This window comes from Cohnella boryungensis, assembly GCF_042651945.1.
GTDB classification, from domain to species: domain Bacteria; phylum Bacillota; class Bacilli; order Paenibacillales; family Paenibacillaceae; genus Cohnella; species Cohnella boryungensis.
Genome location: NZ_JBHSED010000032.1, coordinates 56,529 through 81,564, shown reverse-complemented (window position 1 = coordinate 81,564; position 25,036 = coordinate 56,529). Strand labels below are relative to the sequence as shown.

Genomic DNA, 25,036 nt, shown 5'->3' with positions numbered 1-25,036 from the left:
ATCAAGGTACAGTCCTCGGGAGGAGTCGGAATGGGGTTTCGTGTCATCAAGACGGCCGCGGCCACGCTGGCTGCCATCTATACCGCCTATCTGTTGGGCGTGGATAATCCGCTGGCAGCCGGACTGCTCGCCATTCTGGGCGTGGAGACGACACGTTGGCGGGGGATCAAGGTTGTCGTCGCCCGATTTGTGGCCTCTATCCTCGGGCTGTTGCTCGCCTCGCTGCTGTTCGGCCTGATCGGCTTCCATATCTGGGTGCTTGCCGTATACATTCTGATCGCTTTTCCAATCCTCGGCCGCACGGGGCTTAAGGACGGAATCGTCACGGGAGCGGTAATCGTATTCCACCTGTTCGCAAGGGACGAAGTCACGGTTCACGCGCTCGTTACCGAGCTGGAGCTGCTGACGATCGGTCTGGGATGGGCGACGCTGTTCAATCTGGCCTATATGCCGAAGGCGAACAAGGCGCTGACCTCCTTGAGGGTATCGACGGAAAGAGGCTTTTCCGCGATCTTCCGTCATCTGGCCGAGCATCTGCGGCATCCCGATTCCATCTGGGGCGGAGAAGAGATGCTTCAGACCGAAGCGGCAATCGAGGAGGGCATCGCGCTTGCGCAGCGCGCCAGAGAAAACAGGCTAATTCCGCAGGACGAGCCCTGGCAGTTGTATTTCCAGATGCGGCGCCAGCAGTTGGATTCGATTCAATTAATGATGGAATGCGTGGCGCTCGTATCCAGGCATGTCCCGCAAGCCGAGCTGATCGCGGTGCTGTTCGATCGTCTTCAGCAGGACGTCAAGTCGGAGTATTACGAAGGCGAGACGGAGCGGATGCTTACGGAGCTGGAGAAGGGCTTCCGGAATATGGCTCTGCCGGTCACGAGAGAGGAGTTCGAGATCCGCTCCGCGCTGTTCCACCTATCCCGGGAGCTGCGCCGGTTTCTCGGCGTAGCGGGACGTCAAAAAAAACGGAAGTCAACTTCCGCCCAGGCGATCATACAATGAAATGTAAAAGCTCTATGCTTGAATACATTTTTGTCACTCTAGACGAATGTCCTGCATAGACTTTAAGTGACTTGATCGTATGGAGGAGGTCCACCGAAATGGCTATTGCGGATAGTCGGCTGCAGCGCAGGGAAATCATCACGAAAGCAGTATGCGGCAAAGGCCGTAAGTTCTCGACGATTACCCACAACGTAACGCCGCCGCACCACCCGACCAGCATACTGGGCGCGTGGATTATCAACCATCAGTATGAGGCGGTGAAATCGGGGAACGGAATCGAGGTCATCGGGTCTTACGATATCAACATCTGGTATTCGTACAGCAAAAACTCGCAGACCGATGTCGCGAAAGAGACGATTTCCTATGTGGAGCTCGTGCCCTTATCGTATGTTGACCCGAAGCATCGCTCTTCCACGGAAGAGGTCTCCGCGGATGCGACGCAGGAGCCCAATTGCGTGGAAGCGACGATCAGCTCTAACGGGACTTCCGTCCTTATCCGCGTCGAACGGGAATTCGCCGTGGAAATGGTTGCGGAAACGAAGGTGTGCGTCATCGTCGATCCGAACGGCAGTGAGGACGATGGTAAGAACATCGACTTCAGTTTGGGCGAAGAGGGAGATTACGAAGATCTGGATTCCGATTTATTGGAAGACGATTTGTAATCGGCTCGGTCATTGGCCGGTACTTAAGTCTATGCAGAAGCGGAGCGAAAGTCGAGGGCGAATGCCCTGCCGGGGCAACTGGATAAGCCTGTTTGCAGCAAAGGCACACATCGGGAAGGGTCATTCGGCTTCGGCGTTTATGCGCCGCGTGCGGGAAGGCCCTTCCCGTGTTGCGCGAAGGGGGCCCGAATGAACCAGAACCATTCCGGAACCGTTTGGTTGTTCAATCCGAATCCGCAATCGACCGTGGATTGGCCTTACTCCGGCCTGCGCCTGACAAAGGAACTGTCAGAAGTGCAGTCGAACGATTGCGTGATCCCGTTAGGCTCTGCGGCAAGCTACGTTGCTCATTTCGAGGCTTACGAGCGACTGCGGCTGAATACGGGGCAAGCTCGCCCCTGGTTGATGAACCGCTTAGCTTGTCAGGTTGGACAGTGGACGTCGGACGAGCTCGAACGGCGGCTACGCCGGGAAGGGCTGCCAGTGCGTCGGGGCGGGGAAGCGGCGGAGGGAGGCGCGATCTCCGTCGCAATATGGGGCCTCGACGCGGTGGAAATCCGCAGGCGGCCGGCATTTCAGACAAAATTTAATGAGGTTAACAATCGGAGTTTGGCGGATATTCCGGCTTATGGGGGAGATCACGCCCTCTGGAAACCGGCGGAGAGACTGGCTGTTCGAGCCTTGTATTCGTCGGGCCTCGACTTCGGTCAGGTCGAGCTGTCGGTAAGCGAGCAGGGCAAGCTAGCGGTTATAGGGCTATCCCCGCAGCTTCTCATCACCGGCAAGGAGGGGCGACAGAGGCTCGCGGCAACACTTGCCCAATTCGCGCTTGATTGGAAAGCGGAAACCTCGAACCGCGCGTCGGCGAGGCTGGGCGCCGATCCGGAGTTCCTTCTCCTCACTCCGCAGGGACGAGTCGCGTCAGCCTCCAAATACTTCCCTCGGAATGGGGAAACGGGCTGCGATTCGGTGAGAGTACGGGGGGAGAAGCGATGGCCTATCGTCGAGCTGAGACCCCGGCCGTCCCCGGAGCCGCTCGATATCCTCGCTCATCTGCGCAAGCTGCTGCTTGTCGCGGCCGACCGAACACGCGGCCATTCCTTCACCTGGAAGGCGGGAGCCCTGCCGGTCGCCGGGCTGCCGCTCGGAGGACATGTGCATCTCAGCGGTCTCCCGCTGAACGGAGAAAGGTTGCGCGCCCTAGATCAGGCGGTCGGATTGACGCTGAGGCTGCTGGAGCCCGACGAAGCCGCGAGGAGACGGCCGCGTTACGGGGCGCTGGGCGACTTTAGAAGGCAGCCGCATGGCGGCTTTGAGTATCGAACGCCTCCAAGCTGGCTCATATCGCCGCGGCTTGCGCTTGGAGTCTTGGCCATGGCCAAGGTTGCAGCCGAGCATGCAAGAGAGCTTGCTTCCTGCCGTCCGCTGGATGAAGACAGCGTTCGGGAGGCATTTTACCAAGGGAACAGACCGCGTCTTCTGGAAGCGGCTCGCTCGGTCTACGAGGCGATTCGGCAAACCGAAGGCTACCGGAATTACCGCGAAGCGATCCAATTTTTGTATCTGGCCATTGCGAGGCAACGGCGCTGGGACGAAGCGGCGGATATCCGGTTGAAATGGAAAATTCCGCTCGGCTAACTTCACTCTGAGCCTTCCTTCCCATAAATCGCGACAGGAAGGCTCGATGCCGGACGGCTTCGCCCCGTTCATTCCGCGAAGCGCTGGCCCGGACAAGCCTGACAGCTAATAATAAATCGTACGTAAAGCCGATCAGCCGCCGGACAAGTCACATCAAGACGGTCATGAATGGAGGGGACGCATATGCACGAAGATTCATCCCGTTCGCAAAGAGAGTCCGGCATTGCGCGCAGGAAGAGGGAGCATATCGAAATTTGCGTCAGGGAAGACGTGGAGGGGCGCGGGGAAGGAACGGGATTCGACCGCTACCGTTTCCGGCACCTTGCCCTGCCGGAGATCGATTTTCGCACGGTAGATGCTTCGGTATCCTTCATAGGCAGGCGATTGAAGGCGCCGTTGATGATCAGCTCGATGACCGGGGGCACGGAGGAGGCCCATCGCATCAACATCCGTCTGGCGGAAACGGCAGAGCGGCATGGCTGGGCCATGGGGCTGGGCTCGCTGCGCGCAGCCATCGAGGACCCGGTCGGCTCGGACTCGTTCGTCGTGCGGCGATACGCGCCGAGCATTCCCTTGATCGCCAATCTGGGAGCGGTTCAATTGAATTACGGTTACGGCCTTGATCAATGCCGGCGAGCGGTCGAATTGGCCGAGGCGGACGGGCTGGTGCTTCATCTGAACGGCATGCAGGAGGTATTTCAGCACGGCGGGGACATGGATTTCAGCGGATTGCTGGTCAAGATTGAAAGGCTCTGCCGCGCCGCTTCGTTCCCGATCGGAATCAAGGAGGTCGGCTTCGGCATCGACGGAGAAACCGCAAGAAGGCTGTCCGAGGCGGGAGTCGCGTTCATCGACGTCGCCGGCGCGGGAGGAACGTCATGGATTGAGGTTGAAAAGCATCGCTCGGACGATCCGGTTCGCAGAGAGGCTGCGGAAGCCTTTCTGGATTGGGGAATACCGACTTCGGAATGCGTGCGCGAGACGCGCAAAGAACTGCCGGACATGACCATTGTCGCCAGCGGAGGCTTGGCTAACGGCGTAGACGCGGCCAAGGCGCTGGCGCTCGGCGCCAATCTCGCCGCCTTCGGACGAGCGCTGCTCGCTCCTGCGCTGCATTCGGAGGAGAGGCTGGAGGAGCTGTTCGCGCGCATCGCCTTTGAGCTTCGCGCCGCGATGTTCGGGATCGGGGCGGCCAATGTCGAACAATTGATGCGAACGAAGCGGCTTCATCGCGTTTGAGCGGTCGAAGAGCTTCATCCGCACTGAGCGGAAGCGCGACCCCGGTAGGTTGAAATCTTGCGTTTCCCGGCCCGGGCACTGTCCCGGGCTAATTTATTTTTGTTATAATAAGATAATATTCATTTATTACTAGGTTTGGATAGGATAGCGGGAGGATGCAGATGGCCGGATATACCCCGATGATGGAGCAGTACTTATCCGTGAAAGCAACGGTCAAGGATGCTTTGCTGTTATTCCGTTTGGGCGATTTCTATGAAATGTTCTTTGAGGATGCGATCACGGCTTCGAGAGAGTTGGAGATTACGTTAACGGGCCGCGTTGCCGGACAGGAAGAACGGGTTCCTATGTGCGGCGTTCCGCATCACTCGGCAGAAGGATACATAGCGAGATTAATCGAGAAAGGCTATAAGGTCGCCGTTTGCGAGCAGGTCGAGGATCCGGCCAGCGCGAAAGGCGTCGTCCGGCGCGAGGTCGTTCGCATCGTGACGCCGGGAACGGTCATGGATCCGAAGATGGTCGGAGACGCTTCGAACAACTTCATTGTCGGGGCAGCCCGGGAGGACGGAAGAATCGGCTTCGCCGCCTGCGATCTCACGACGGGGGAGCTGTATCTGACCTCGTTCGGAGCTTCGCCGGAAGCCGTGAACAACGTCCTTAACGTGTACAAGCCTGCCGAAGCGGTTGGAGACGAAGCCGCCATGGCGGCGATTCAAGAGGCGCTGACGCCCTCCGGCCGCAGCCTGACGACAACGGTGCGAGCGGAAGCGGAGCTGTCCAAGTTGGCCGCGCAGTTCCCGGACGAGCCCTGGACCGCGCATGAGTTGGTTCGGCAGAAGGCTGTTGCCCGGCTCATCGCCTATCTGGAGGAGACGCAAAAACGGTCTCTTGCTCATCTGCGCTCCGTCAAGGCTTACGAATCGGAGGCCTATATGTCGCTTGACGCGTTCACGCGGCGCAACCTGGAGCTGACGGAGACGGTTCGCGACCGTTCCAGAAAAGGCTCCTTGCTGGCCTTGCTGGATCGGACCCGGACGGCGATGGGCGCTCGTCTTCTGAAGCGCTGGATCGATCAGCCGCTGTTGAACCGGGAAGAAGCGGAGCGGAGGCTGGATGCGGTCGAAGCGCTGAACCGGGACTGGATCAAGCGGAAGGAGCTGCGAGACGAGCTCGGCGAGGTGTACGATCTTGAACGGCTGGCCGGAAGAATTGCCTACGGCACAGCCAACGGACGAGATTTGAACGCGCTCAAAAACTCCCTCCGACGTATTCCCGCCGTACAGGCTTTATGCGAAAGCCTGGAAGCGGCGCCGCTTCATGCGCTGGCGAAAGGACTGGATGCCTGCGCGGATATTGCCGATGCGATTGAGGAGGCGATATCCGACGAACCGCCGACAACGCTCAAGGACGGAGGCCTTATCCGCTCGGGATACGACCGAAAGCTGGATGAGCTGCGCGAAGCGAGCCAGAACGGCAAGCAATGGATTGCCGAGCTGGAGCGCAAGGAACGCGAGGCTACGGGGATCAAGTCGTTGAAGATCGGCTTTAATAAAGTGTTCGGATATTATTTGGAGGTGACCCGCTCGAATCTGGCGAACCTGCCGGAGGGGCGTTACGAGCGCAAGCAAACGCTGGCTAACGCGGAGAGGTACGTCACTCCCGAGCTTAAGGAGAAGGAAGCGCTCATCCTGGAAGCGGAAGATCGAATGTTCGATCTGGAGTACGAAACGTTCATTGCCCTGAGAGACCGCATTGCGGGACAGATGGGCAGATTGCAGCGGCTCGCGGAGAACGTCGCCGCGCTGGACGTGCTTCAAGCCTTCGCGGAAGCGAGCGCCGAGCGCAGGTATACGCGGCCGAGTTGGACCGACGGTGAAGGATACGACCTGACTATCGAGGACGGCCGCCATCCTGTCGTGGAATCGGTCAACGAGAACGGAGTCTTCATTGCCAACGATACGAGCCTCACTTCGTCGGAGGGCTCGATTCTGCTCATAACCGGACCGAATATGGCGGGAAAGAGCACGTACATGCGTCAGGTGGCCATGATCTGCCTGATGGCGCAGATCGGCTGTTTTGTTCCCGCGCGTCGCGCGGCGCTGCCGTTCGTCGACCGGATATTCACCCGGATCGGCGCAGCGGACGATCTTGTGGGCGGGCAGAGCACGTTCATGGTCGAGATGAAGGACATTCAGGTCATGACCGAACAGGCGACGGCCAGAAGTCTGATCATCATCGACGAGCTGGGACGCGGCACTTCTACCGACGAGGGGATGGCGATCGCCCAGGCGGTGATCGAATATGTGCACCATCATATCGGATGCAAAGCGCTCGTCTCCACCCATTTTCACGAGCTGGCGCATCTGGAGGCTTCCTTGCCGAAGCTGCGCAACGGATGCATGGCGGTCAGGGAAAGCAGCGACGGAGTCACCTTCCTTCGCAAGCTTGTGTCCGGAGCGGCAGACTCCAGCTATGGCATCTACTGCGCTCAGCTTGCCGGGCTGCCGGAGACGATCGTGTCCAGAGCCTACTCGCTTCTGAATGGGGAGACTTCCGCGCCTTCGAGGCCGGTCCCATTGGCGGTCAAGGAAATCGCAGCGGCCGTTGGCGTCGTCGAAGCCCAGCCTGTATTGGAGGGCAGAGATGTCGTGCAATTGAGCATGTTCCCTGTCGACACGCCTCAGCAGCCCAAGCCGGCCAAGCCAAGCGTCAACGATAAGGTGCTGGAGAAGCTGAAGAAGCTCGACGTGATGAGGATGACGCCGCTGCAGGCGCTGGAATGGCTGAACGACGCAAGAAACCAATTAACCGAAAGCGGGGAGACCTCATGAATCTATACGGCAAAATGAAACACGCCATCGCGCTGTTACTCGCCGTTGCTTTGTTGCTTACCTCCATCCCGACGGCTCTCGGAGCATCGTTGGAGCAGGAGGAGGAAGTCCGGGGGTTACTGGAGCAGTACCATCTGAGCAAGCCGTCGAATACGGACCTGGCCGATAAGCCGATTGAGGAAATGGTCGAGTCGCTGCACGATCCGTATACGCAATATTACGACGACCAGCAATGGAAGACGCTTAACGCCGAGCTGGAGCAAACCTTCGTCGGAATCGGGATTTATTTGGCGGAGAACAAGGGCAAGGTCTATGTCGAGGACGTTATCGCCGACAGCCCGGCCATGTCGGCGGGCTTGCTGGCGGGAGACGAGTTCGTCGCCGCGGACGGCGTGGACCTGACAGGGAAAACGATGGCAGAGGTTCAGCAGACGCTGCGCGGGGAAGAGGGAACCGTGGTCAGCCTTACGGTGTCTCGCCAGGGCAAAGCGATGAAGTTTCGCATTACGCGCAAATCGGTGCATATTCCGGTCGTGACGTCGCGATTGCTGGAGAAGGGCATCGGGTACTTGGCATTGTCCGCTTTTACTTCGGAATCGGGCAAGGAAGTGAAGAGCGAGCTGGAGAAGCTGGAAAAGAGCGGACTGGACGCTCTGGTTCTGGATTTGCGCAATAATGGAGGCGGCTACGTGAATGCCGCGCAGGAGATTGCGGGGCTGTTCATCGAAAAGGGCGTTCTGGCTCATCTCCGGGATAATACGGGCGCGGACTCTCCGTTGGATGTTAAAGGCACGAGCAAGCCTTATTCGGTCGTGTTGCTGGTTAACGGCAACTCCGCGAGCGCCTCCGAGCTTCTGTCCGGAGCTTTGCGCGACTATGGGATTGCGACGCTGGTCGGAACCAGAACGTTCGGCAAGGGCGTCGTGCAGTCGCTGCATCCACTGCAGAGCGGAGGAATGCTCAAGCTCACGGTGCAGGAATACTATACGCCGCTAGGGAAAAAGGTGGACAAGACCGGCTTGATTCCCGAGCTTGTGCTGAACGGTGCGGCAGAGCAGCTCATCGGCGCCTATCGTCTGGCCGGAGGGGGTCAGGTGTCCGTCACTGCCCGGGAAGGGATTCTTACCGTCAACGGCGTTCGTATGGCTCAGTCCGGCGCGATCGTCAAGGATAAGCAAGCCTGGCAGATTAATATCAAGCTTGCAGCCTCAATCGTCGGGGCAAAGCTGACCTACGACGCGAAGAGCCGGGCATATAAGCTGGACAGGGCGAAGCAGACCGTGACGATCAAGACGAACGATCCGCGCCTGACCCTGAAGGACGGCAGCGCCAGCCTGGATGTCAAGACGTTGAAGAAGCTGTTTTCCGGAGTGACGTATTCCGTATCGGGCGATACGTTGAAACTGAGCGCGAAATCGCCGTAAGCGGCAATAAGATTAGCCCAAGTAAGCAAACCCTGCATTAAATGGAGAGGAGCATGCCGATATGGGGATCATTCGTCCGCTTGACGACCATCTGGCGAACCAGATCGCGGCAGGCGAAGTGGTAGAGCGTCCGGCTTCCGTCCTGAAGGAGCTGATCGAGAACGCCGTCGATGCAGGAGCCAGCCGCATAGACGTTGCCGCAGAGGAAGGCGGATTGCAGCTCCTACGCGTAGCGGATAACGGGAGCGGCATTCAATCGGACGACGTGCTGCTTGCTTTCCAGCGGCATGCCACCAGTAAAATCTCGACGGATAAGGACCTGTTCCAGATTGCCACGCTCGGCTTTCGCGGGGAGGCGTTGCCAAGTATCGCGGCCGTCTCCAAGGTTAGGTGCGTCAGCGCGACGGACGATACCGGACTCGGTCGGGTTGTCGAGATTGAAGGGGGCGCGATTGTTGCAAACCGGGAGACGAACGCGCCGAAAGGCACGGAGATGGTCGTTCGCGACATTTTCTACAATACGCCGGCCCGGCTAAAGTATATGAAGACGATTCAGACGGAGCTGGGCCATCTGTCCGATATCGTCTACCGTCAGGCGCTTGCCAGACCGGATATCGCCTTTACCTTTACGCACAATGGAAATACGCTCCTGCGCACGCCCGGCAACGGAGAGCTTCGTCAGGTCGTGGCGGCCATCTACGGCACCTCGTCGGCGAAGGCGATGATCGAGGTGCGCGACGACAATCTGGACTATGCGATTACGGGGCTTACGGCGATGCCGACGGAGACGAGGGCGAATCGCAACGCGCTGACGGTGCTGGTGAACGGACGTTACGTGCGCAGCCAGGCCATCATTCAGCCCTTCTTGCAAGCCTATCATACCTTGCTGCCGCTGCATCGCTATCCGCTGGCCGTGCTCAACCTGAGCATGCATCCGAGCCTGGTGGACGTTAACGTGCATCCGGCCAAGCTGGAGGTGCGCTTCAGCAAGGAGAACGAGCTGCGCGCGTTCGTAGAGAGCGCAATCAAGAAGACGCTGAGCGCGCAAGCGTACATTCCGTCGGGCGCCGCGCCCCGCGCTCCGAAGACCGAGGCGTGGGTGCAGGAGCAGATCCGGTTTCAGGTTCCTCCCGCATCCGAGCCCGGCCCGACGGCGGCACACACGCCAACCGGGGACGCGCCTTTGCCGGAACCGCCTGAACTGCCGTCGGATCGGAAGCAGGAGCCAAACGGTGGATTCGGCGGGGTTGCGTCGCTTGTGCGAGAGAGGAAATCTGACTACGAGTGGGAGCCGCGCTCGGAGAGACCTTCCGGCGAGGAAAATCGCGGGAAGCAAGGCGTCTCCGCCGGACTCGCCAAGAGCGGTTATGCCGCCGCGGGGAGCGCATCTGGCTCCTGGACGGCGCCGAAGCCCGCGGCGGAAGCGATTCCCTCGCAGGTATGGGAGACGGCGTTCGCCGCGCCCTCCACCAAGCCGCAGGCTCCCGCTTTTCCCGAGCTTGGGTGGGTCGGACAGCTTCACGGAACTTACATTGTTGCGCAGAATGCCGGCGGCTTGTATCTGATCGATCAGCATGCGGCTCATGAGCGTATTCATTACGAGTACTTCTACGACAAGTTCGGCCGGCCGGCCGAGGCGAGTCAGGAGCTGCTGCTGCCGATGACGCTGGAGTTCGCTCCGGATGAATCCCTCGTGCTTCGCGGCCGGTTGACGGCGTTCGAAAGCGCCGGCGTATATATGGAGGATTTCGGTGGCAATACCTTTATCATACGGGCGGTACCGCATTGGTTTCCGTCCGGGGACGAAGCGGCGATCGTACGGGAGATGGCGGAATGGATTATCGAGGAAAAAAGCGTTGATCTGCGCGTGCTGAGAGAGAAGGCGGCGATTATGTGTTCGTGCAAAGCGTCGATCAAGGCGAATCAGGCGCTGACCCGGGAATCGGGAGAAAAATTGCTGGAGCGGTTGGGCGCATGCAGACAGCCGTACACTTGTCCGCACGGCCGACCGATCGTCGTCAGCTTCAGCACCTACGAGCTTGAGAAGATGTTTAAGCGGGTGACGTCTTGATCGTGACGACATCGGATCGACCCGCCGCAGAGATCGTCGCCCGGGCGATCCGGCTGGCCGAGGAACTGGGAGCTGCTTACGTCCAGCGAAAGGGCAGGACGATCCGCGCCCTGCAGCGGAGCGCTGACGACAATGCCGTCATTGTGGTCGGCGCCCAAGAGGTGCGGCTCGTGCGCCAAGACGGCCAGCCCTTCTATTTCCATCCGAGCATGGCGCTGGTTCGTCTCAAAGGGCTGCGGGCAGGGGGCAGGGACGCGCTGATTGCCGTATCCGAGGTTATGGCCGGAAATACGGTGCTGGACTGTACGGCGGGGCTGTGCTCCGATTCGATCGTTTTCAGCTATGCGGTCGGATCAAGCGGCAGGGTCATCGCCTGCGAAGCGGTTCAAGTGCTGTACGCTCTTGTCAGAGAAGGGCTGCAGACGTACGAATCCGGCATTCCCGATATCGACAGAGCCATGCGAGCGATCGAAACCGTTCACGACAGCTACGAGAAGCTGCTGCCCCGGATGAAAGACAAGAGTGTAGACATCGTATACTTCGATCCGATGTTCGAGAAGCCTGTCGTGTCTTCCAGCTCGCTGCAACCCTTGCGGACGCTGGCCGAGCATGAGCCTTTGTCAGCGCAGGCTGTTCAGGAGGCGATACGTATCGCCCGCAAGAAAGTCATACTTAAAGACCATCGCGACAGCGGGCAATTCGAGCGGCTTGGCTTTCGTCTGCTCCGTTCTTCTTCCGCTGTCGCTTACGGAGTGATTGATGTTGATTGACGAAATGGAGGACAATCGTCCGCCGCTGCTCGTGCTGGTCGGGCCGACGGCCGTCGGCAAAACGGCGCTCAGCCTGAAGCTGGCCAAAGCGCTCGGCGCGGAAATCATTAGCGGCGATTCGATGCAGGTCTACCGCGGGATGGACATCGGCACGGCGAAGCTGATGCCGGAGGAGCGGGAAGGCATTCCGCACCATCTCATCGATATTTGCGAGCCGGAGCATCCGTTCTCGGTATCCGAGTTCCAGAGTCTGTGCGCCGCCAAGATCGAAGAAATACATGCGCGCGGGAGGCTTCCCTTTATCGTAGGGGGAACAGGACTGTACGTAGAGTCGGTCTGCTACGGCTTCCGCTTTCAGGAGTTTGGCGCGGATGAAGCGTTCAGAGCGGAGATGCGGGCCTTCGCTCAGTCGGAAGGAGCGGCTGCCCTGCACGCCAAGCTGTACGCCGTCGATCCCGCCAGCGCGGCCAAGCTGCACCCGAACGACGAGGGCAGAGTCATCCGCGCGCTGGAAGTCCATCGCCTGACGGGCAAGCCGTTGTCCGAATTGCAGGACCAATCCCGAGGCGACGAGAAAAGCTCGCCGTATCGCTTATGCATCATCGGGCTGAACATGGACAGGGAGAAGCTCTACGAACGCATTGAGCGGCGCATTGACGAGATGATGGCCTCCGGGCTGGCGGAGGAGGTGCGCGGTTTGCTGGAACGAGGCGTGCCGAGAGGCGCCGTCTCCATGAGGGGACTAGGCTATAAGGAAATGGCCGCGTACTTGGAGGGAGAGACTTCCCGCGAGGAAGCGGTGGACATTTTGAAGCGGGATACGAGGCATTTTGCCAAGCGGCAGCTCAGCTGGTTTCGCCACATGAAAGGGCTTGTGTGGGCGGAAGTCGGGGACCCCGGAAAAAACAGCGACCTTTTCACAGAGATTTGTGCTATAATAGCAGGAAAGTTTCAGATTGATATCGAATATAATTGTTCATAAATATGTGTGGCGATGGGGGTTTACGGCCAATGAACAAGTCCATTAACATCCAGGATACCTTTCTTAATCAACTTCGCAAAGACAGCATTCCGGTCACGGTTTATTTGACCAACGGGTTTCAAATTCGCGGAATTGTCCGCGCGTTCGATAACTTCACCATCGTAATCGACAGCGAGGGACGCCAGCAGATGGTGTATAAGCATGCGATCAGCACGTTTATGCCTCAGCGCAACGTATCTCTCATGCAACAGGACAGCGGAACGGACAACTGATCCGGCGCCGCAGGGCGCAGGGTTTGAAACTTTTCCCCAGCCATAAGCGTCTAAGAGAATAGGCCGGCACCTGAGCAACCCGCTTACCGGGTTGTTCTTTCTTTATGGATTGCTCGCGCAAGTCGGGTGAAGTCCGTCGTGTTGGGTAAATTAGAAACGAGAGAGAACGGATAGAAGGGGAGAGCGAGATGAACCAACCGGGAGTCCCGGGACAAACCGGCAGCATGGAAAGAAGCAAGAGAGCCGTCAAAGGCAAGGGTAGCGGAGGCGGCAAGGGGAAAGGCAAGGGACCCCGCAAAGGGAGAAAAAAAGCCGCGCTCGTCTGGCTGTTCTTCGTCGTATTGTTCGCCATTGTGTGCGCAGTGGTCGGTTATCTGCTCGTCATTCTGAACGGGCAACGCATTCTGAGCGCCAATATCAATAAATTAAATCTGGATAAGGCCTCCATCGTCTACGATGCGAAGGGAACGGAGATCGCGAAGCTGTATGTGGCCGAAGGCAACCGGGAATTCGTACCTTTCTCGGAAATTCCGAAGCTCCTGCAGGATGCATTTGTCGCTACCGAGGACAAGCGCTTCTATTCGCACAGCGGCGTCGATCTATTGGGGATCGGACGCGCGCTCGTCAAGGACGTTATTGCCCGGAGCGCCGTCGAGGGCGCGAGCACCATTACGCAGCAGCTCGCCAAAAACCTGTTCCTGAACGCGGACAAGACAATCTTCCGCAAAGGCACGGAAGCCTCGATTGCGTTGGCGCTTGAGCAGCAGAAGAGCAAGCAGGAAATTTTGGAGCTGTACCTGAACCGGATTTACTTCGGCAAAGGGCAATACGGCGTCAAGACGGCGGCGAAATACTATTTCGGCGTAACGGATCTGGAGAAGCTGAAGCTCTGGCAAATCGCAACGCTGGCAGGCATACCTAAAGCGCCTGGCGTCTACAACCCGGTATCCAATCCCGAGAAATCGATGGAACGTCGCGCGGTCGTACTGAAGCTGATGTTCGATCAGGGATTGATAACGGAGGAAGAGAAGGAAGCGGCCGCCAAGGTCGTCTACAAGCCTTCTTCGAGCAGCTCCAGGGACGCGAAATACCTGACCTTCGTCGATTATGTGGTGGACGAGGCTCAGGAGCGCACCGGACTAAGCGAGGAAGAGCTGCGAAGCGCGGGCTACAAAATCACGACTACGATCGATACGAAGGCTCAGACGGCGATGGAGAAGGAATTCGCGAACAACGAGCGCTTCGAGAAAAGCGTCGACGAGACGAAGGTTCAAGGCGCGATGGTCGTCATGAACCAGCATGACGGCTCGCTGGTGGCGATGGTCGGCGGTCGGGACTACGAAATGCAAGGCTGGAACCGCGTCACGAAGCAGCGGCAGCCGGGCTCCTCGTTCAAGCCGATCATCGATTATGGTCCGGCCATCGAGACGGGCAATTATTTCCCTTGGACGACGGTAGAGGACGTGAAGAGATGCTTCGGGGACTACTGTCCGTCGAACTCCAATCGCAACCAGTATCTCGGTTCCATTCCGATGAGTCAGGCGATCAAGGAGTCGCGCAACGTGTCCGCCGTATGGCTGCTTAACGAGATCGGCATCGGCAAGGGATTGGATTTTGCCGCGAAGCTGGGCATCGAGCTGGACAAGGAAGATCGCAATCTGTCCGTCGCTCTTGGCGGCTTGACGCACGGCGTCACGCCGCTGCAAATGGTGCGAGCCTACGGGGCGTTCGCCAACGGTGGCAAGCTTCAGGACCCGCACAGCATTCTGAAGATCGAGAATAGCAAGGGCGATGTCATCTATGAGTTCAAATCCTCCGCCAAACAGGTGATGGACGAGAATACCTCCTACTATGTGACAGAGCTGCTGAAGGGCGTTGTGCAGAAGGGCGGCACAGGCACGCGGGCCGCGGTCGGCGGCCGCACCGTCGTCGGCAAGACCGGAACGACGCAGGCGGGCATTCCGAATTACAAGACAAGCAAAAACCGGGACGTCTGGTTTGTCGGGTATACCCCGGAGCTTACGGCGGCAGTCTGGTTCGGTTACGACAAGACCGACAAGCAGCATTTGCTTGACGGCAGCAGCGGTCAGGCAGCGGCGATGTTCTCCGCCGTTATGTCCAAAGTGCTGGAGGGCTACGAGAAGAAAAGCTTCCCGACCCCGTCGGGCTTGAAGGAAGAAGAGAAGCTTGACGGCGTGACCGGGTTGATGGCCGCCTATTCGCCGGAGTCGGTCAGCGTCGAACTGAACTGGTCCCCCGTCGCGGGAGACGGGATCACCTACAAGGTGTATCGCAAAGGCGACGGAGAGTCCGAGTTCAAGATGCTTGCGGAAATCGGAGAAACGGCATACGACGATCTGGCCCTGCTGCCGGAGCAGACGTATACCTATTACGTAACGGCTTATCAGGCCTCCAAGAAGCTGGAAAGCGAGCCTTCGGAGCAGATCGCCATCACGATCACGACGGATTTGGAGGTCACGCCTCCGCCAAGCGAAGGCGAAGAAGGGGGAGAATCGCCTTCGCCGAGCGAGCCTGGCGGGTCATCCGAGCCGCCGATCGAGATTGTCGTTCCGGGAGAGACGCCTTCGGCTAGCCCTTCCGGCGAACCGACGGAAACGCCTTCGGCTTCTCCGTCCGCTTCGCCTTCGGAAAGTCCGATACCAAGTCTTCCAGTGGACGGGAATGAAGGGCAAGGCGACGGAATTGACAGCACCGTTGATCAGGTACAGCAATAACCAGATTTAGTGAGGACAAAGCCAGGCGGACCATCCGCCGCTTTGTCCTCTTTTTCCTTGTCGAAGCAGGCTGAGAAGGCGGGGAGGTCCAGCTAGCATGAAAGCCTTGCGGCGGGCGCAACTGGTTCGAAGAGGCAACTTGTGGTAAGCTTTGTTTATATTGAGCAGCCTTAGGGCAACGCTGTTAAGACAAGATCGGCAACGAAGGCGGGAAATGCGCCTGTTTCATGTTGCACGGACGGAAAGGATAGTCGCGATGAAGCGTAAATTTTCAGATCGGGCCAATTGGCGGCGCATCCTCAAGAAGAGCTATGCTTGCATTCCTATGGATGAACCGCAATTCAGAGGATTTGTCACGCTGTACCGGATCCATGACCTTCGCGATCCGCTTTGGAAGGAATACAACGGGCGCAAAATGTGCCTGGCAGACAAAGGCTACCTGTGGATGCAGCATTTTCCGCGTGGGGAGCATTTCGTCGTAACGACGATGTTCGATGACAAGGGGCGCGTCGTGCAGTGGTACATCGACATTTGTAAGGTTCAGGGCTTGACCGACCAGCAGGTGCCTTGGTTCGACGACCTGTTCCTCGACATCGTCGTGCTTCCGACGGGAGAAAGACTGCTGCTGGATGAGGATGAATTGGAAGAAGCGCTGGACGAAGGGCAAATTACGCCGAGGGATTCCGCAATGGCCCAGAAGACGGCAGGCCGGCTGATGGAGCTGATCAAACAGAAGAAGTTCCCTTACTTCGACATGAGCATTCAACATAGAAAGCAGCTGTTGGATAAGCTTGGCTGGGAGAAAGGACCGTTATAATGCAAGGTATGGCGAGAAAAGAGGCCGAGCTGAAGGCGAACGAGCCGTCATCTCTTCCGCGCAGAAGCGTTTGGCTCAAAAGAAGCATCTGGACGGCTGCGCTTGGCGCAATCGCGCTATTGCTGTGGTGCCTGTCGCTTTACATCGTCATTGTCAGGTTCGAAGGCATACCCGCGGATGGCCGGCCGGTCAAGTCCGACGTCGGCATCGTGCTCGGAGCCAGGCTATGGAATGACGAGCCAAGTCCCGGATTGAAGGAAAGACTGGATTTGGCGCTATCCCTGTACCGGGAAGGGGCTTTCCGCAGCTTTATCGTGACGGGAGGTCTGGATGCGGGAGGAGCTAAGCTCACAGAGGCGGAAGGCATGCGCAATTACCTCGTCGCGCAGGGAGTCCCCGAGGCCGACATTCTGATGGATTCTTTGTCGCGCAGCACCTATGAGAATCTGATCTACGCTCAGGATCTTATGGAAGCGAACGAATGGAGCTCCGCCGTCATTGTAACGCATAGCTACCATGGGTCAAGAGCAGCCGATATTGCGCGCAAGGTCGGATTTTCTCCGGTTCAAGTGAGCGTGACGGATTCCAAGGTGCTCAACATCCCGTACCATCAGACGCGCGAAGTGCTTGCTTATACGAAATGGCTTGTCTCGAAGCTCTTCCTATGACTAGGGATCGGACGAACGGAATACATTGATATTGCGGCAATATCGTCGACACCGTTCAATGGGGTGAAGCTTTGATGAACGCGAAAGCGGGCGCAACGGAAGCCAAGGAGGCCTCTGCGGCCAAGTCCCGGCCCTCCCGGCAGATTAACGTGATCCTCCGTAAATTCCCCGATTCGGAGCCGTCGGCTTCGTCTCTTGGTTCTCCGAGTGCAGCCGATGTCTCCGGCCATTCGAAAGCATTGCCTCAATCCGGTCCATGGGCAGAGTGGCAGAAGGAATTGGATCGTCTGGTCGGCCTGGATAACATTAAGGAGCTTGTGTACGAGATCTATGCGCTGCTGCAGATTATGCAATATCGCAGCGAAGCGAGCTTGCAAGCGCAAGCCCATGTCTATCACATGATCTTCAAGGGCAACCCCGGAACCGGCAAAACGACAGTAGCGCGCCTGCTGGCGAAGCTGTTTCAGAGCATGGGCCTGCTCGCTAAGGGCCATCTCGTCGAAGTGGAACGCGCCGATCTTGTCGGGGAATATATTGGACATACGGCCCAGAAGACCAGGGAGCTGGTGAAGAAGGCGCTGGGCGGCGTGCTCTTCGTAGATGAGGCTTATAGCTTGGCCCGCGGCGGGGAGAAGGACTTCGGCAAGGAAGCCATCGATACGCTCGTCAAGGCGATGGAGGATTATAAAAACCAGTTTGTGCTCATCCTCGCCGGCTATACGCTGGAGATTGAGACGTTTTTGCTGACGAACCCGGGTCTTCCCTCGCGCTTTCCCATCCAGATGACGTTTCCAGACTATACAGTCGACCAGCTTATTCAGATTGCAGAGGGGATGGCGAGGGAAAGGGACTATGCGTTGCTCCCTCAGACGGTCTATAAGCTAAGGCAAATTCTCGCGCAGGAGAAGGCGGAGGCGCTGTATGATTTCAGCAATGCCCGATTCGTGCGCAACGTGCTGGAGCGGGCCATTCGGTATCAGGCGGTGCGTTTGCTGTCGCAGTACTCGTCCGCCTCGCCCGGCAAACAAGAGCTGATGGCGCTTCGCCCGGAGGATATTCGCGGACTGCAAGCTTAAGAAGGAAGAGGAACAGAGATGAAACAAAGCACTTACGATACGGAGTCGGGCGGCCGAGAGAAGGCGCTGCTCGTCAGCCTTGTGACCGATCAGGTAAAAAGATCCGGAGCCGATCCCGCTCATTCCTTGGAGGAGCTTGCCTCGCTGGCAGACACGGCGGGAGTCGCGGTTATCGATGCCATTCTGCAAAATCTGGCCGTACCGGATAACAAGTATTTCGTCGGTAAAGGAAAGGCACAGGAAATTCGCGAGAGAGCCGAGGAGTCTGGGGCAACGACGGCGATATTCGATCAGGAGCTGTCCGGCGCTCAGGTGCGCAATCTGGAAGAGCTGTTGGATTTGAAAATTATCGACCGCACGCAGCTCATCCTTGATATTTTTGCCGGGCGCGCGAAAACCCGCGAGGGGATTTTGCAGGTAGAGCTCGCCCAGCTTACTTATTTGCTTCCGCGTCTTTCCGGGCACGGCAAAAACCTGTCCCGCCTTGGCGGCGGGATCGGCACGCGGGGGCCGGGCGAGACAAAGCTGGAAACCGATCGGCGGCACATCCGCAGAAGGATTACGGAATTGAAACGCCAACTGGAGGACGTGACGGCCCATCGCAATTTGCATAGGGAGCGCCGCCGGAAGGTCGGCGCCGTGCAGGTTGCGTTGGTCGGCTATACGAATGCGGGGAAATCGAGTCTGCTGCGGCAGCTGACGGATGCAGACGTGCTAGCCGAGGACAAGCTGTTCGCTACGCTGGACCCGACTTCTCGAAGCTTGACGCTGCCGAGCGGCAAGGAGATCGTGATTACGGATACGGTCGGCTTTATCCAGAATCTCCCTCATGATCTGGTGGCGGCTTTTCGCGCGACGTTAGAGGAGGCCGCGGAGGCGGATCTGCTCCTGCATGTCGTAGATGCGTCTTCGCCGATGCGCGAAAGGCAAATGGCGGTCGTCGACGAGGTGTTGGGGGAATTGGGCGCGGGAAGCAAGCCGATGCTGATTGTCTACAACAAAATCGATCTGGATAACGAATATACGAGAAATATGCTGGTCGGCGGACCGGATACGATCAAGGTCAGCGCATTCGATCCCGTGCATATGGAGAGCTTGAAAGAAGCGATTGAAGACCGCATACTGGGCGAGGCGGCTATCTTTCGCATTCCGGCTTCGAGAGGCGATCTGGCTGCGCTGGCCTATCGCGTCGGAGAGGTCGTCAGCCAGCAGGCAGAGGATGACGAGCTGCTTCTAACCGTAAGACTTAACGCCGCCGACATGGAGAAATCGGGAAGGCCGCTCGGAGCCTATCGCGTGACCATATCGCCCAGCATCGCAGAGCACAATGAAGGGGATCAGCATGAAGGCATTGGATATCGAGAATTTTGAGCAGAGCTGGGAGCATTGGGCTGAGGAAGCCGAGGAGCAGGTTTATCCCCGGTTTCGTCAGCTTGATCGCATATCGGAACACAATCAATGGAAGATTATACAGGCCTTTCAGAAGCACCGGGTAAGCGACTTTCACTTCGCTTCCTCCACGGGTTATGGCTATAACGACAGCGGTCGGGAAGCGCTGGATCTGGTTTATGCCGACGTATTCGGAGCGGAATCGGCGATCGTCAGGCCGCATCTCGTGTCCGGCACGCATACGATTTCGGCTGCGTTGTTCGGATGCTTGCGCCCGGGGGACGAGCTGTTATTCGTCACCGGGAAACCCTATGACACGCTGCATAAGGTTATCGGCAAACCGGGGGACGGCCTGGGATCGCTGGCCGATTGGGGAGTAACTACGAAGATGGTTCCGCTGCGGTCAGACGGGGACGTCGATTGGGAGAGCGTTGCCGCAGCAACGACGGAGCGCACGAAGGTATTCGCGATTCAGCGCTCCAGAGGTTATGACTGGCGGCCTTCCTTCACAATAAGCCAGATTTCCGGCATGGTTCAACGTTTAAGGGCGATTCAACCTGACGCAATTATTTTTGCGGACAACTGCTATGGCGAGTTTACGGAGGAGAGGGAGCCGACAGAGGTGGGCGTCGATCTGATTGCCGGTTCTCTGATCAAAAACCCCGGCGGAGGCCTGGCCACAAGCGGCGGTTACATAGCGGGCAAGAAACGTTTGGTAGATCTTGCGGCTTATCGGTTGACCGCACCGGGAATCGGCGGGGAAGTGGGCGCGATGCTCGGCACGACGCGCTCGATTTTTCAGGGCTTGTTCCTGGCTCCGCTGCTTGTTGGACAAGCTGTCAAAGGGAGCGTCTTTGCTTCGTCGGTGTTCGCCCGCCTCGGCTTCGATACCCATCCCCGATGGGACGATCCGCGGACGGATTTGATCCAGGCGATCCGCTTCAACGACGCTGAGCCGCTGATTCGCTTCGTGCAGGCGATCCAGAAGGCTGCCGCAGTGGATGCGCATGTCGTGCCCGAGCCTTGGGACATGCCCGGTTACGAGCATCCCGTAATTATGGCGGCGGGGACCTTCATACAGGGCGGCAGTCTGGAGTTGTCCGCGGATGCTCCGGTACGCGAGCCGTATATCGCCTATATGCAGGGCGGATTAACCTACGCGCATGTAAAGTTTGCAGTCAAATCGGCTTTAAGAGAGTTGTGGACGAGCGGATATTTGTGAATGAGCTCGCCGAAAACCTTACACGCCTTGACATGTTTTGGGGTCGAAGGTACAATGAAAGTGATTTCAATAACAACAAGTCAAGTTGGAAGGTTGGTATGAGATGGGCGACGAGATTCGCAGGAATATGGCGTTATTTCCGATTGGCATCGTAATGAAGCTGACCGACCTGACCGCCCGCCAAATTCGTTATTACGAGCAGCACGAACTCATTCAGCCGGCCCGCACGGACGGCAACCAGCGCTTATTTTCCTTTAATGACGTCGAACGGTTGATGGAGATCAAATCGTTGATCGAGAAGGGCGTCAACATTGCGGGAATCAAGCAGGTGATGAATCCGGTCGGACAGGATGAGAACGATGGAACGATTATCAACGAAGTCTCTGAGGTCAAGAGACGGGAGATGAGCGATTCCCAGCTGCACCGGATGCTGAAGCAGCAATTGATGCAAGGCAAGCGTCCCGGTCAGGTATCTTTGATTCAAGGGGAGCTTTCCCGTTTTTTCAAGAACAAATAAGTTGATGACATGCTTAGGAGGCTGACATGACCTACACTCGCGAAGATATTACCCGAATCGCCAAGGAACAGAACGTTCGTTTTATTCGACTGCAATTTACAGATCTGCTCGGTTCGATCAAGAACGTGGAAATTCCGGTAAGTCAACTGGAGAAGGCGCTCGACAACAAGATGATGTTCGACGGCTCCTCCATTGAGGGCTACGTGCGTATCGAGGAATCGGATATGTATCTGTATCCGGATCTGAGCACGTGGGTCGTTTTCCCTTGGGTGACCGAGAACCGGGTTGCTCGTCTGATTTGCGATATTTACATGCCGGACGGCACGCCTTTCGCCGGCGATCCTCGCGGCATATTGAAGCGCGCGCTGGAAGAGGCCGAGCAGATGGGCTTCACGACGATGAACGTCGGTCCGGAGCCGGAATTCTTCCTATTCCAAACGGATGACAAGGGTAACCCGACGATGGAACTGAACGATCAGGGCGGATACTTTGACTTGGCGCCTACGGATCTTGGCGAGAACTGCCGTCGCGACATCGTTCTGATGCTCGAAGAGATGGGCTTCGAGATTGAAGCCTCCCATCACGAGGTAGCGCCGGGGCAGCACGAGATCGACTTCAAATACGCTTCCGCCATTAAAGCGGCGGATCAGATCCAAACGTTCAAGCTTGTCGTCAAAACGATCGCCCGTCAGCACGGATTGCATGCCACGTTCATGCCTAAGCCACTGTTCGGGATGAACGGATCGGGCATGCACTGCCACCAGTCTCTGTTCCGGGGGAACGAGAACGCGTTCTACGATCCGAACGACAAGCTTGGCTTGAGCAACATCGCCCGTCATTATATGGCCGGCATTCTCAAGCACGCGCGCGGCATCGCGGCCATTACGAATCCGACCGTGAACTCGTACAAGCGTCTTGTACCGGGCTATGAGGCTCCTTGTTATGTCGCCTGGTCCGCAAGCAATCGCAGTCCGATGATTCGGATTCCGGCCTCCCGCGGACTCAGCACACGCGTAGAGGTGCGTAACCCTGATCCTGCGGCCAATCCGTACTTGGCGCTGGCCGTTATGCTCAAAGCGGGTCTGGACGGCATCAACAACAAGCTTCCTACTCCGGCTCCGGTGGATCGCAACATCTACGTGATGAGCGAGGAAGAGCGTTTGGACGAAGGCATTCCAAGCTTGCCGATCAATCTTAAGGAAGCCTTGTCGGAGCTTCTCCGCGATGACGTCATCTGCGAAGCGCTCGGCGATCATGCGCTCAGTCACTTCTACGAGCTGAAAGAAATCGAGTGGGATATGTACCGCACGCAAGTCCACCAGTGGGAACGCGATCAATATTTGACGATGTACTAATAAACAGAACGACCGATCAGGCATTTAGCCGGAATCGGTCGTTTTTTTGTTGCAATTGGACAGCAAGCAGGAGGCGATAGCTCGGATTGAGATCAATGGATGATGAGGAGCTTCATCCTCCCGCTAAAGTTTACTAGAGTGAATAAGAAAGAGCTGCCCATAACGTTACTTGTGGGCAGCTCCCGTAGTTGTAAGAAAAGTCGCGTCACATGAATGAGCGAATCAAGCCGATGACCTTGCCGAGGATGCTGACGTTAGGCAAACGAATCGCTTCCATGCTCTCGTTCTCCGGCTGAAGGCGAATATGATCGCGTTCCTTGTAGAACGTCTTGACCGTAGCTTCGTTGTCCTCGGTCATCGCGACCACGATATCGCCGTTCACAGCGGTCGGCTGCTGGCGCACAATGACGTAGTCGCCATCGTGGATGCCGGCTTCAATCATACTGTTGCCGGTGACAGAAAGCATGAACACAGGTTGATCTCCGACCATGCTGTGAGGCAGAGGGTAATATTCTTCGATATTCTCCGTCGCTGTGATCGGCATGCCCGCCGTCACCTTGCCGACAAGAGGAACGGGACGGACGGAAGCGGCAACCCGATAAGGAGAATCGTCTTCGAACCCGAGAATTTCAATTGCGCGAGGTTTGGTCGGATCGCGGCGAATGAGACCCTTCTTCTCCAGACGGTCCAAATGACCGTGAACGGTTGAACTGGAGGCCAGGCCTACCGCTTCGCCTATCTCGCGTACGGATGGGGGATAACCTTTGTCTCTGACTTCGTTCTTGATAAATTCAAGAATGGAATTCTGGCGATTGGACATCTTGGACACGCCAAACCCTCCCTATGTATTCGCTCATAATGAAAAAATTATAGCACAGAACTCCGGTTCGCACAAACATTCGTTCTAGAGAACAAACGTTCTCAAAATCGTTGACACGGACATATGTTCGTGTTAAGATGAATCCAGAGCAAATCAGAACAAATGTTTGGGTGGGTGAGCGTTATGGTGCATATGTGGATATCCGCAGGAATTGCTCCTGCTGCCGCGCTTCGTAATCCTTCGGTTTCCGTACGGAATACGCGAGGAACTGCTGTTATGAAGAATTGGAAGATGGCCAAGACGCTGTTTCTGATCTGTTCTTTTTTGATCCTGTTCAGCGGGTTTACGCTTGTACATACGTTTGCGTCCGCCTCGGGCGAGCCTTCTCCGGCATCTAGCGAAGAGCTCGTCATATCGGTGGAAAGCGGAGATACGCTGTGGTCGATCGCGCGGACACACAAGAATCCGGCTCTTGACACCCGTCAGGCGGTTGAAGCCATATCGGAACGCAACAGACTTGCTTCCCCATTGATTCAGAGCGGACAAGAGCTGATTATCCCTGCGAAATTATTGCCCTGATCGGGTTTATACATATTGGAGAAGGCCGGGGTTTCCGGTCTTCTTTTTGCTGTGGAGCTTTTCTTGACAAGCTATCAGAGGTAATGGCAAAGTAGAGAGGATGCGAAAAAGGGAGTGAGACACCGATGGAGATGGATCAATTGATTAATCGTATTAATGAATTGTCCCGCAAAAACAAATCCGGGGGCTTGAACGAACAAGAGCTTGCAGAACGCGATAGCCTTCGCAAACAATATCTTTCGATCTTCAAACGGAATTTCCGCGACGAGCTTGAACGAATCGAGATCGTCGACGAGGAACCGCCGATGAAACACTAAGGAGTATCCGAGCCTCCTTCGCTATGCTTCGCCAGGAGCTCGGAGACGCGACACCGCTTGATCTTAGAGGGGCGAACATGACGAGACATCTAAGCTTGTCATTCGCCAGATTAAATAAGGAGGAAGCTCTATGTCCCGGTCTTGGGAGCGCAAAGTGTCAAAAAACCAGAAAGAGATCAATAAACGAAGGAAAAAGGAAGGCAAGCAAGGAATCGGCTCCGCCAAACCTCAGATTGATCGTTTTCAAGGTCGCAACTATGTCGTGCCGAGCTTGCTGCTTCTTCTCATTCTGTTCTACATCGTATTGTCCCAGCCTTGGTCGGACAAATTCCTTCAGGATCCTACGCTGTTCTGGGTTACGATCAGCTGTTACATCCTGCTCGGCGTTTTCTATTATTTCCGTCGTCCTTATTTGGCTGTGAGCCGGGATGCTCTGGAAACTCGGAAATTCACCGGATACAAAACGATGCGTCCGTCTGATATTCGCAAGATCGTCATTCAGCCGGGTTATGTCATCATTGAATCGGTCAAAGGCGCGAACTGGGTTTTCTCCCGAGTGCTGAACCGTTATCCGATCAGCCGCATGGCGGAAAGACTGAAGGTATTCTCCGAGCTGCACCGCATTGAGATGGAAGTCAAAACAAAGTGAGGCG

The 25,036-nt window shown here is 57.1% G+C and carries 22 protein-coding genes; 21 read left to right on the top strand and 1 reads right to left on the bottom strand.

Annotation, left to right across the window (positions count from 1 at the left end):
* The first annotated feature begins 30 nt into the window (after window positions 1-30).
* The 18 genes from ACFO1S_RS15135 (at window position 31) to glnA (ending at window position 22,667) form a co-directional block, all read left to right on the top strand.
* Window positions 31-1,002 carry an aromatic acid exporter family protein gene (locus ACFO1S_RS15135; protein ID WP_204605498.1) on the top strand — a complete coding sequence of 324 codons (972 nt, stop codon included), beginning with the start codon at window positions 31-33 and terminating at the stop codon, window positions 1,000-1,002.
* A 98-nt stretch (window positions 1,003-1,100) separates the two neighbouring features.
* Window positions 1,101-1,664 (top strand): outer spore coat protein CotE, encoded by a 564-nt coding sequence (locus tag ACFO1S_RS15130; RefSeq protein WP_204605497.1) that lies wholly within the window; start codon window positions 1,101-1,103, stop codon window positions 1,662-1,664.
* A 189-nt stretch (window positions 1,665-1,853) separates the two neighbouring features.
* Window positions 1,854-3,302 (top strand): putative amidoligase domain-containing protein, encoded by a 1,449-nt coding sequence (locus tag ACFO1S_RS15125; protein WP_204605496.1) that lies wholly within the window; start codon window positions 1,854-1,856, stop codon window positions 3,300-3,302.
* Between the two features lie 183 nt (window positions 3,303-3,485).
* On the top strand, window positions 3,486-4,541 hold the full coding sequence (fni, locus tag ACFO1S_RS15120; protein WP_204605495.1) for a type 2 isopentenyl-diphosphate Delta-isomerase: 1,056 nt from the start codon (window positions 3,486-3,488) through the stop codon (window positions 4,539-4,541).
* Window positions 4,542-4,702: 161 nt separating this feature from the next.
* The gene (gene mutS, locus ACFO1S_RS15115) at window positions 4,703-7,369 is read left to right on the top strand and encodes a DNA mismatch repair protein MutS (RefSeq protein WP_204605494.1); all 2,667 of its coding nucleotides are present in this window, start codon (window positions 4,703-4,705) and stop codon (window positions 7,367-7,369) included.
* Complete coding sequence (locus ACFO1S_RS15110; protein WP_204605493.1) at window positions 7,366-8,793, top strand: S41 family peptidase; 1,428 nt, start codon at window positions 7,366-7,368, stop codon at window positions 8,791-8,793. Before mutS ends, ACFO1S_RS15110 begins: the two co-directional genes overlap by 4 nt.
* 61 nt (window positions 8,794-8,854) lie before the next feature.
* Window positions 8,855-10,864 carry a DNA mismatch repair endonuclease MutL gene (gene mutL, locus ACFO1S_RS15105; RefSeq protein WP_204605492.1) on the top strand — a complete coding sequence of 670 codons (2,010 nt, stop codon included), beginning with the start codon at window positions 8,855-8,857 and terminating at the stop codon, window positions 10,862-10,864.
* A 2-nt stretch (window positions 10,865-10,866) separates the two neighbouring features.
* The gene (locus ACFO1S_RS15100) at window positions 10,867-11,634 is read left to right on the top strand and encodes a class I SAM-dependent methyltransferase (RefSeq protein WP_378127056.1); all 768 of its coding nucleotides are present in this window, start codon (window positions 10,867-10,869) and stop codon (window positions 11,632-11,634) included.
* The gene (miaA, locus tag ACFO1S_RS15095; protein ID WP_378127055.1) at window positions 11,624-12,616 is read left to right on the top strand and encodes a tRNA (adenosine(37)-N6)-dimethylallyltransferase MiaA; all 993 of its coding nucleotides are present in this window, start codon (window positions 11,624-11,626) and stop codon (window positions 12,614-12,616) included. Before ACFO1S_RS15100 ends, miaA begins: the two co-directional genes overlap by 11 nt.
* Window positions 12,617-12,645: 29 nt before the next feature.
* Entirely contained in the window at window positions 12,646-12,888 is a 243-nt protein-coding gene (gene hfq, locus ACFO1S_RS15090) for an RNA chaperone Hfq (RefSeq protein WP_094042585.1), read from the top strand.
* 188 nt (window positions 12,889-13,076) lie between these two features.
* Window positions 13,077-15,623, top strand: coding sequence for a transglycosylase domain-containing protein (locus ACFO1S_RS15085; RefSeq protein WP_378127053.1), 2,547 nt, complete (start codon window positions 13,077-13,079; stop codon window positions 15,621-15,623).
* A 256-nt stretch (window positions 15,624-15,879) separates the two neighbouring features.
* Complete coding sequence (locus tag ACFO1S_RS15080; protein ID WP_204605490.1) at window positions 15,880-16,440, top strand: ribonuclease FAU-1 family protein; 561 nt, start codon at window positions 15,880-15,882, stop codon at window positions 16,438-16,440.
* The gene (locus ACFO1S_RS15075; RefSeq protein WP_204605489.1) at window positions 16,440-17,108 is read left to right on the top strand and encodes a YdcF family protein; all 669 of its coding nucleotides are present in this window, start codon (window positions 16,440-16,442) and stop codon (window positions 17,106-17,108) included. Before ACFO1S_RS15080 ends, ACFO1S_RS15075 begins: the two co-directional genes overlap by 1 nt.
* Window positions 17,109-17,182: 74 nt before the next feature.
* Complete coding sequence (locus ACFO1S_RS15070; protein ID WP_204605488.1) at window positions 17,183-18,184, top strand: AAA family ATPase; 1,002 nt, start codon at window positions 17,183-17,185, stop codon at window positions 18,182-18,184.
* 18 nt (window positions 18,185-18,202) lie between these two features.
* On the top strand, window positions 18,203-19,555 hold the full coding sequence (hflX, locus tag ACFO1S_RS15065) for a GTPase HflX (RefSeq protein WP_204605487.1): 1,353 nt from the start codon (window positions 18,203-18,205) through the stop codon (window positions 19,553-19,555).
* Window positions 19,527-20,795, top strand: a complete 1,269-nt coding sequence (locus tag ACFO1S_RS15060; protein WP_204605486.1) for a methionine gamma-lyase family protein — start codon at window positions 19,527-19,529, stop codon at window positions 20,793-20,795. Before hflX ends, ACFO1S_RS15060 begins: the two co-directional genes overlap by 29 nt.
* Window positions 20,796-20,898: 103 nt before the next feature.
* On the top strand, window positions 20,899-21,312 hold the full coding sequence (locus ACFO1S_RS15055; protein WP_204605510.1) for a MerR family transcriptional regulator: 414 nt from the start codon (window positions 20,899-20,901) through the stop codon (window positions 21,310-21,312).
* Window positions 21,313-21,338: 26 nt separating this feature from the next.
* On the top strand, window positions 21,339-22,667 hold the full coding sequence (glnA, locus tag ACFO1S_RS15050; protein WP_204605485.1) for a type I glutamate--ammonia ligase: 1,329 nt from the start codon (window positions 21,339-21,341) through the stop codon (window positions 22,665-22,667).
* A 205-nt stretch (window positions 22,668-22,872) separates the two neighbouring features.
* Here the strand turns inward: glnA and lexA are convergent, their stop codons facing one another.
* On the bottom strand, window positions 22,873-23,496 hold the full coding sequence (gene lexA / locus ACFO1S_RS15045; protein WP_204605484.1) for a transcriptional repressor LexA: 624 nt from the start codon (window positions 23,494-23,496) through the stop codon (window positions 22,873-22,875).
* A gap of 267 nt (window positions 23,497-23,763) precedes the next feature.
* Here lexA and ACFO1S_RS15040 point away from each other — a divergent pair, with 267 nt between their 5' ends.
* The 3 genes from ACFO1S_RS15040 to ACFO1S_RS15030 all read left to right on the top strand — a co-directional run bounded on the left by ACFO1S_RS15040 (window position 23,764) and on the right by ACFO1S_RS15030 (window position 25,032).
* Window positions 23,764-24,066, top strand: a complete 303-nt coding sequence (locus tag ACFO1S_RS15040) for a LysM peptidoglycan-binding domain-containing protein (RefSeq protein WP_204605483.1) — start codon at window positions 23,764-23,766, stop codon at window positions 24,064-24,066.
* Window positions 24,067-24,191: 125 nt separating this feature from the next.
* Entirely contained in the window at window positions 24,192-24,383 is a 192-nt protein-coding gene (locus tag ACFO1S_RS15035) for a DUF896 domain-containing protein (RefSeq protein ID WP_204605482.1), read from the top strand.
* 130 nt (window positions 24,384-24,513) lie between these two features.
* A complete protein-coding gene (locus ACFO1S_RS15030; RefSeq protein WP_204605481.1) occupies window positions 24,514-25,032 on the top strand; it encodes a hypothetical protein in 519 nt (172 codons plus the stop codon).
* The last annotated feature ends 4 nt before the right edge of the window (window positions 25,033-25,036 follow it).

Coding starts and splice junctions, on each gene's coding strand:
- ACFO1S_RS15135 (WP_204605498.1), top strand. CDS start 31: ATGGGGTTTCGTGTCATCAAGACGGCCGCGGCCACGCTGGCTGCCATC.
- ACFO1S_RS15130 (WP_204605497.1), top strand. CDS start 1,101: ATGGCTATTGCGGATAGTCGGCTGCAGCGCAGGGAAATCATCACGAAA.
- ACFO1S_RS15125 (WP_204605496.1), top strand. CDS start 1,854: ATGAACCAGAACCATTCCGGAACCGTTTGGTTGTTCAATCCGAATCCG.
- fni (WP_204605495.1), top strand. CDS start 3,486: ATGCACGAAGATTCATCCCGTTCGCAAAGAGAGTCCGGCATTGCGCGC.
- mutS (WP_204605494.1), top strand. CDS start 4,703: ATGGCCGGATATACCCCGATGATGGAGCAGTACTTATCCGTGAAAGCA.
- ACFO1S_RS15110 (WP_204605493.1), top strand. CDS start 7,366: ATGAATCTATACGGCAAAATGAAACACGCCATCGCGCTGTTACTCGCC.
- mutL (WP_204605492.1), top strand. CDS start 8,855: ATGGGGATCATTCGTCCGCTTGACGACCATCTGGCGAACCAGATCGCG.
- miaA (WP_378127055.1), top strand. CDS start 11,624: ATGTTGATTGACGAAATGGAGGACAATCGTCCGCCGCTGCTCGTGCTG.
- hfq (WP_094042585.1), top strand. CDS start 12,646: ATGAACAAGTCCATTAACATCCAGGATACCTTTCTTAATCAACTTCGC.
- ACFO1S_RS15085 (WP_378127053.1), top strand. CDS start 13,077: ATGAACCAACCGGGAGTCCCGGGACAAACCGGCAGCATGGAAAGAAGC.
- ACFO1S_RS15080 (WP_204605490.1), top strand. CDS start 15,880: ATGAAGCGTAAATTTTCAGATCGGGCCAATTGGCGGCGCATCCTCAAG.
- ACFO1S_RS15075 (WP_204605489.1), top strand. CDS start 16,440: ATGCAAGGTATGGCGAGAAAAGAGGCCGAGCTGAAGGCGAACGAGCCG.
- ACFO1S_RS15070 (WP_204605488.1), top strand. CDS start 17,183: ATGAACGCGAAAGCGGGCGCAACGGAAGCCAAGGAGGCCTCTGCGGCC.
- hflX (WP_204605487.1), top strand. CDS start 18,203: ATGAAACAAAGCACTTACGATACGGAGTCGGGCGGCCGAGAGAAGGCG.
- ACFO1S_RS15060 (WP_204605486.1), top strand. CDS start 19,527: ATGAAGGCATTGGATATCGAGAATTTTGAGCAGAGCTGGGAGCATTGG.
- ACFO1S_RS15055 (WP_204605510.1), top strand. CDS start 20,899: ATGGGCGACGAGATTCGCAGGAATATGGCGTTATTTCCGATTGGCATC.
- glnA (WP_204605485.1), top strand. CDS start 21,339: ATGACCTACACTCGCGAAGATATTACCCGAATCGCCAAGGAACAGAAC.
- ACFO1S_RS15040 (WP_204605483.1), top strand. CDS start 23,764: ATGAAGAATTGGAAGATGGCCAAGACGCTGTTTCTGATCTGTTCTTTT.
- ACFO1S_RS15035 (WP_204605482.1), top strand. CDS start 24,192: ATGGAGATGGATCAATTGATTAATCGTATTAATGAATTGTCCCGCAAA.
- ACFO1S_RS15030 (WP_204605481.1), top strand. CDS start 24,514: ATGTCCCGGTCTTGGGAGCGCAAAGTGTCAAAAAACCAGAAAGAGATC.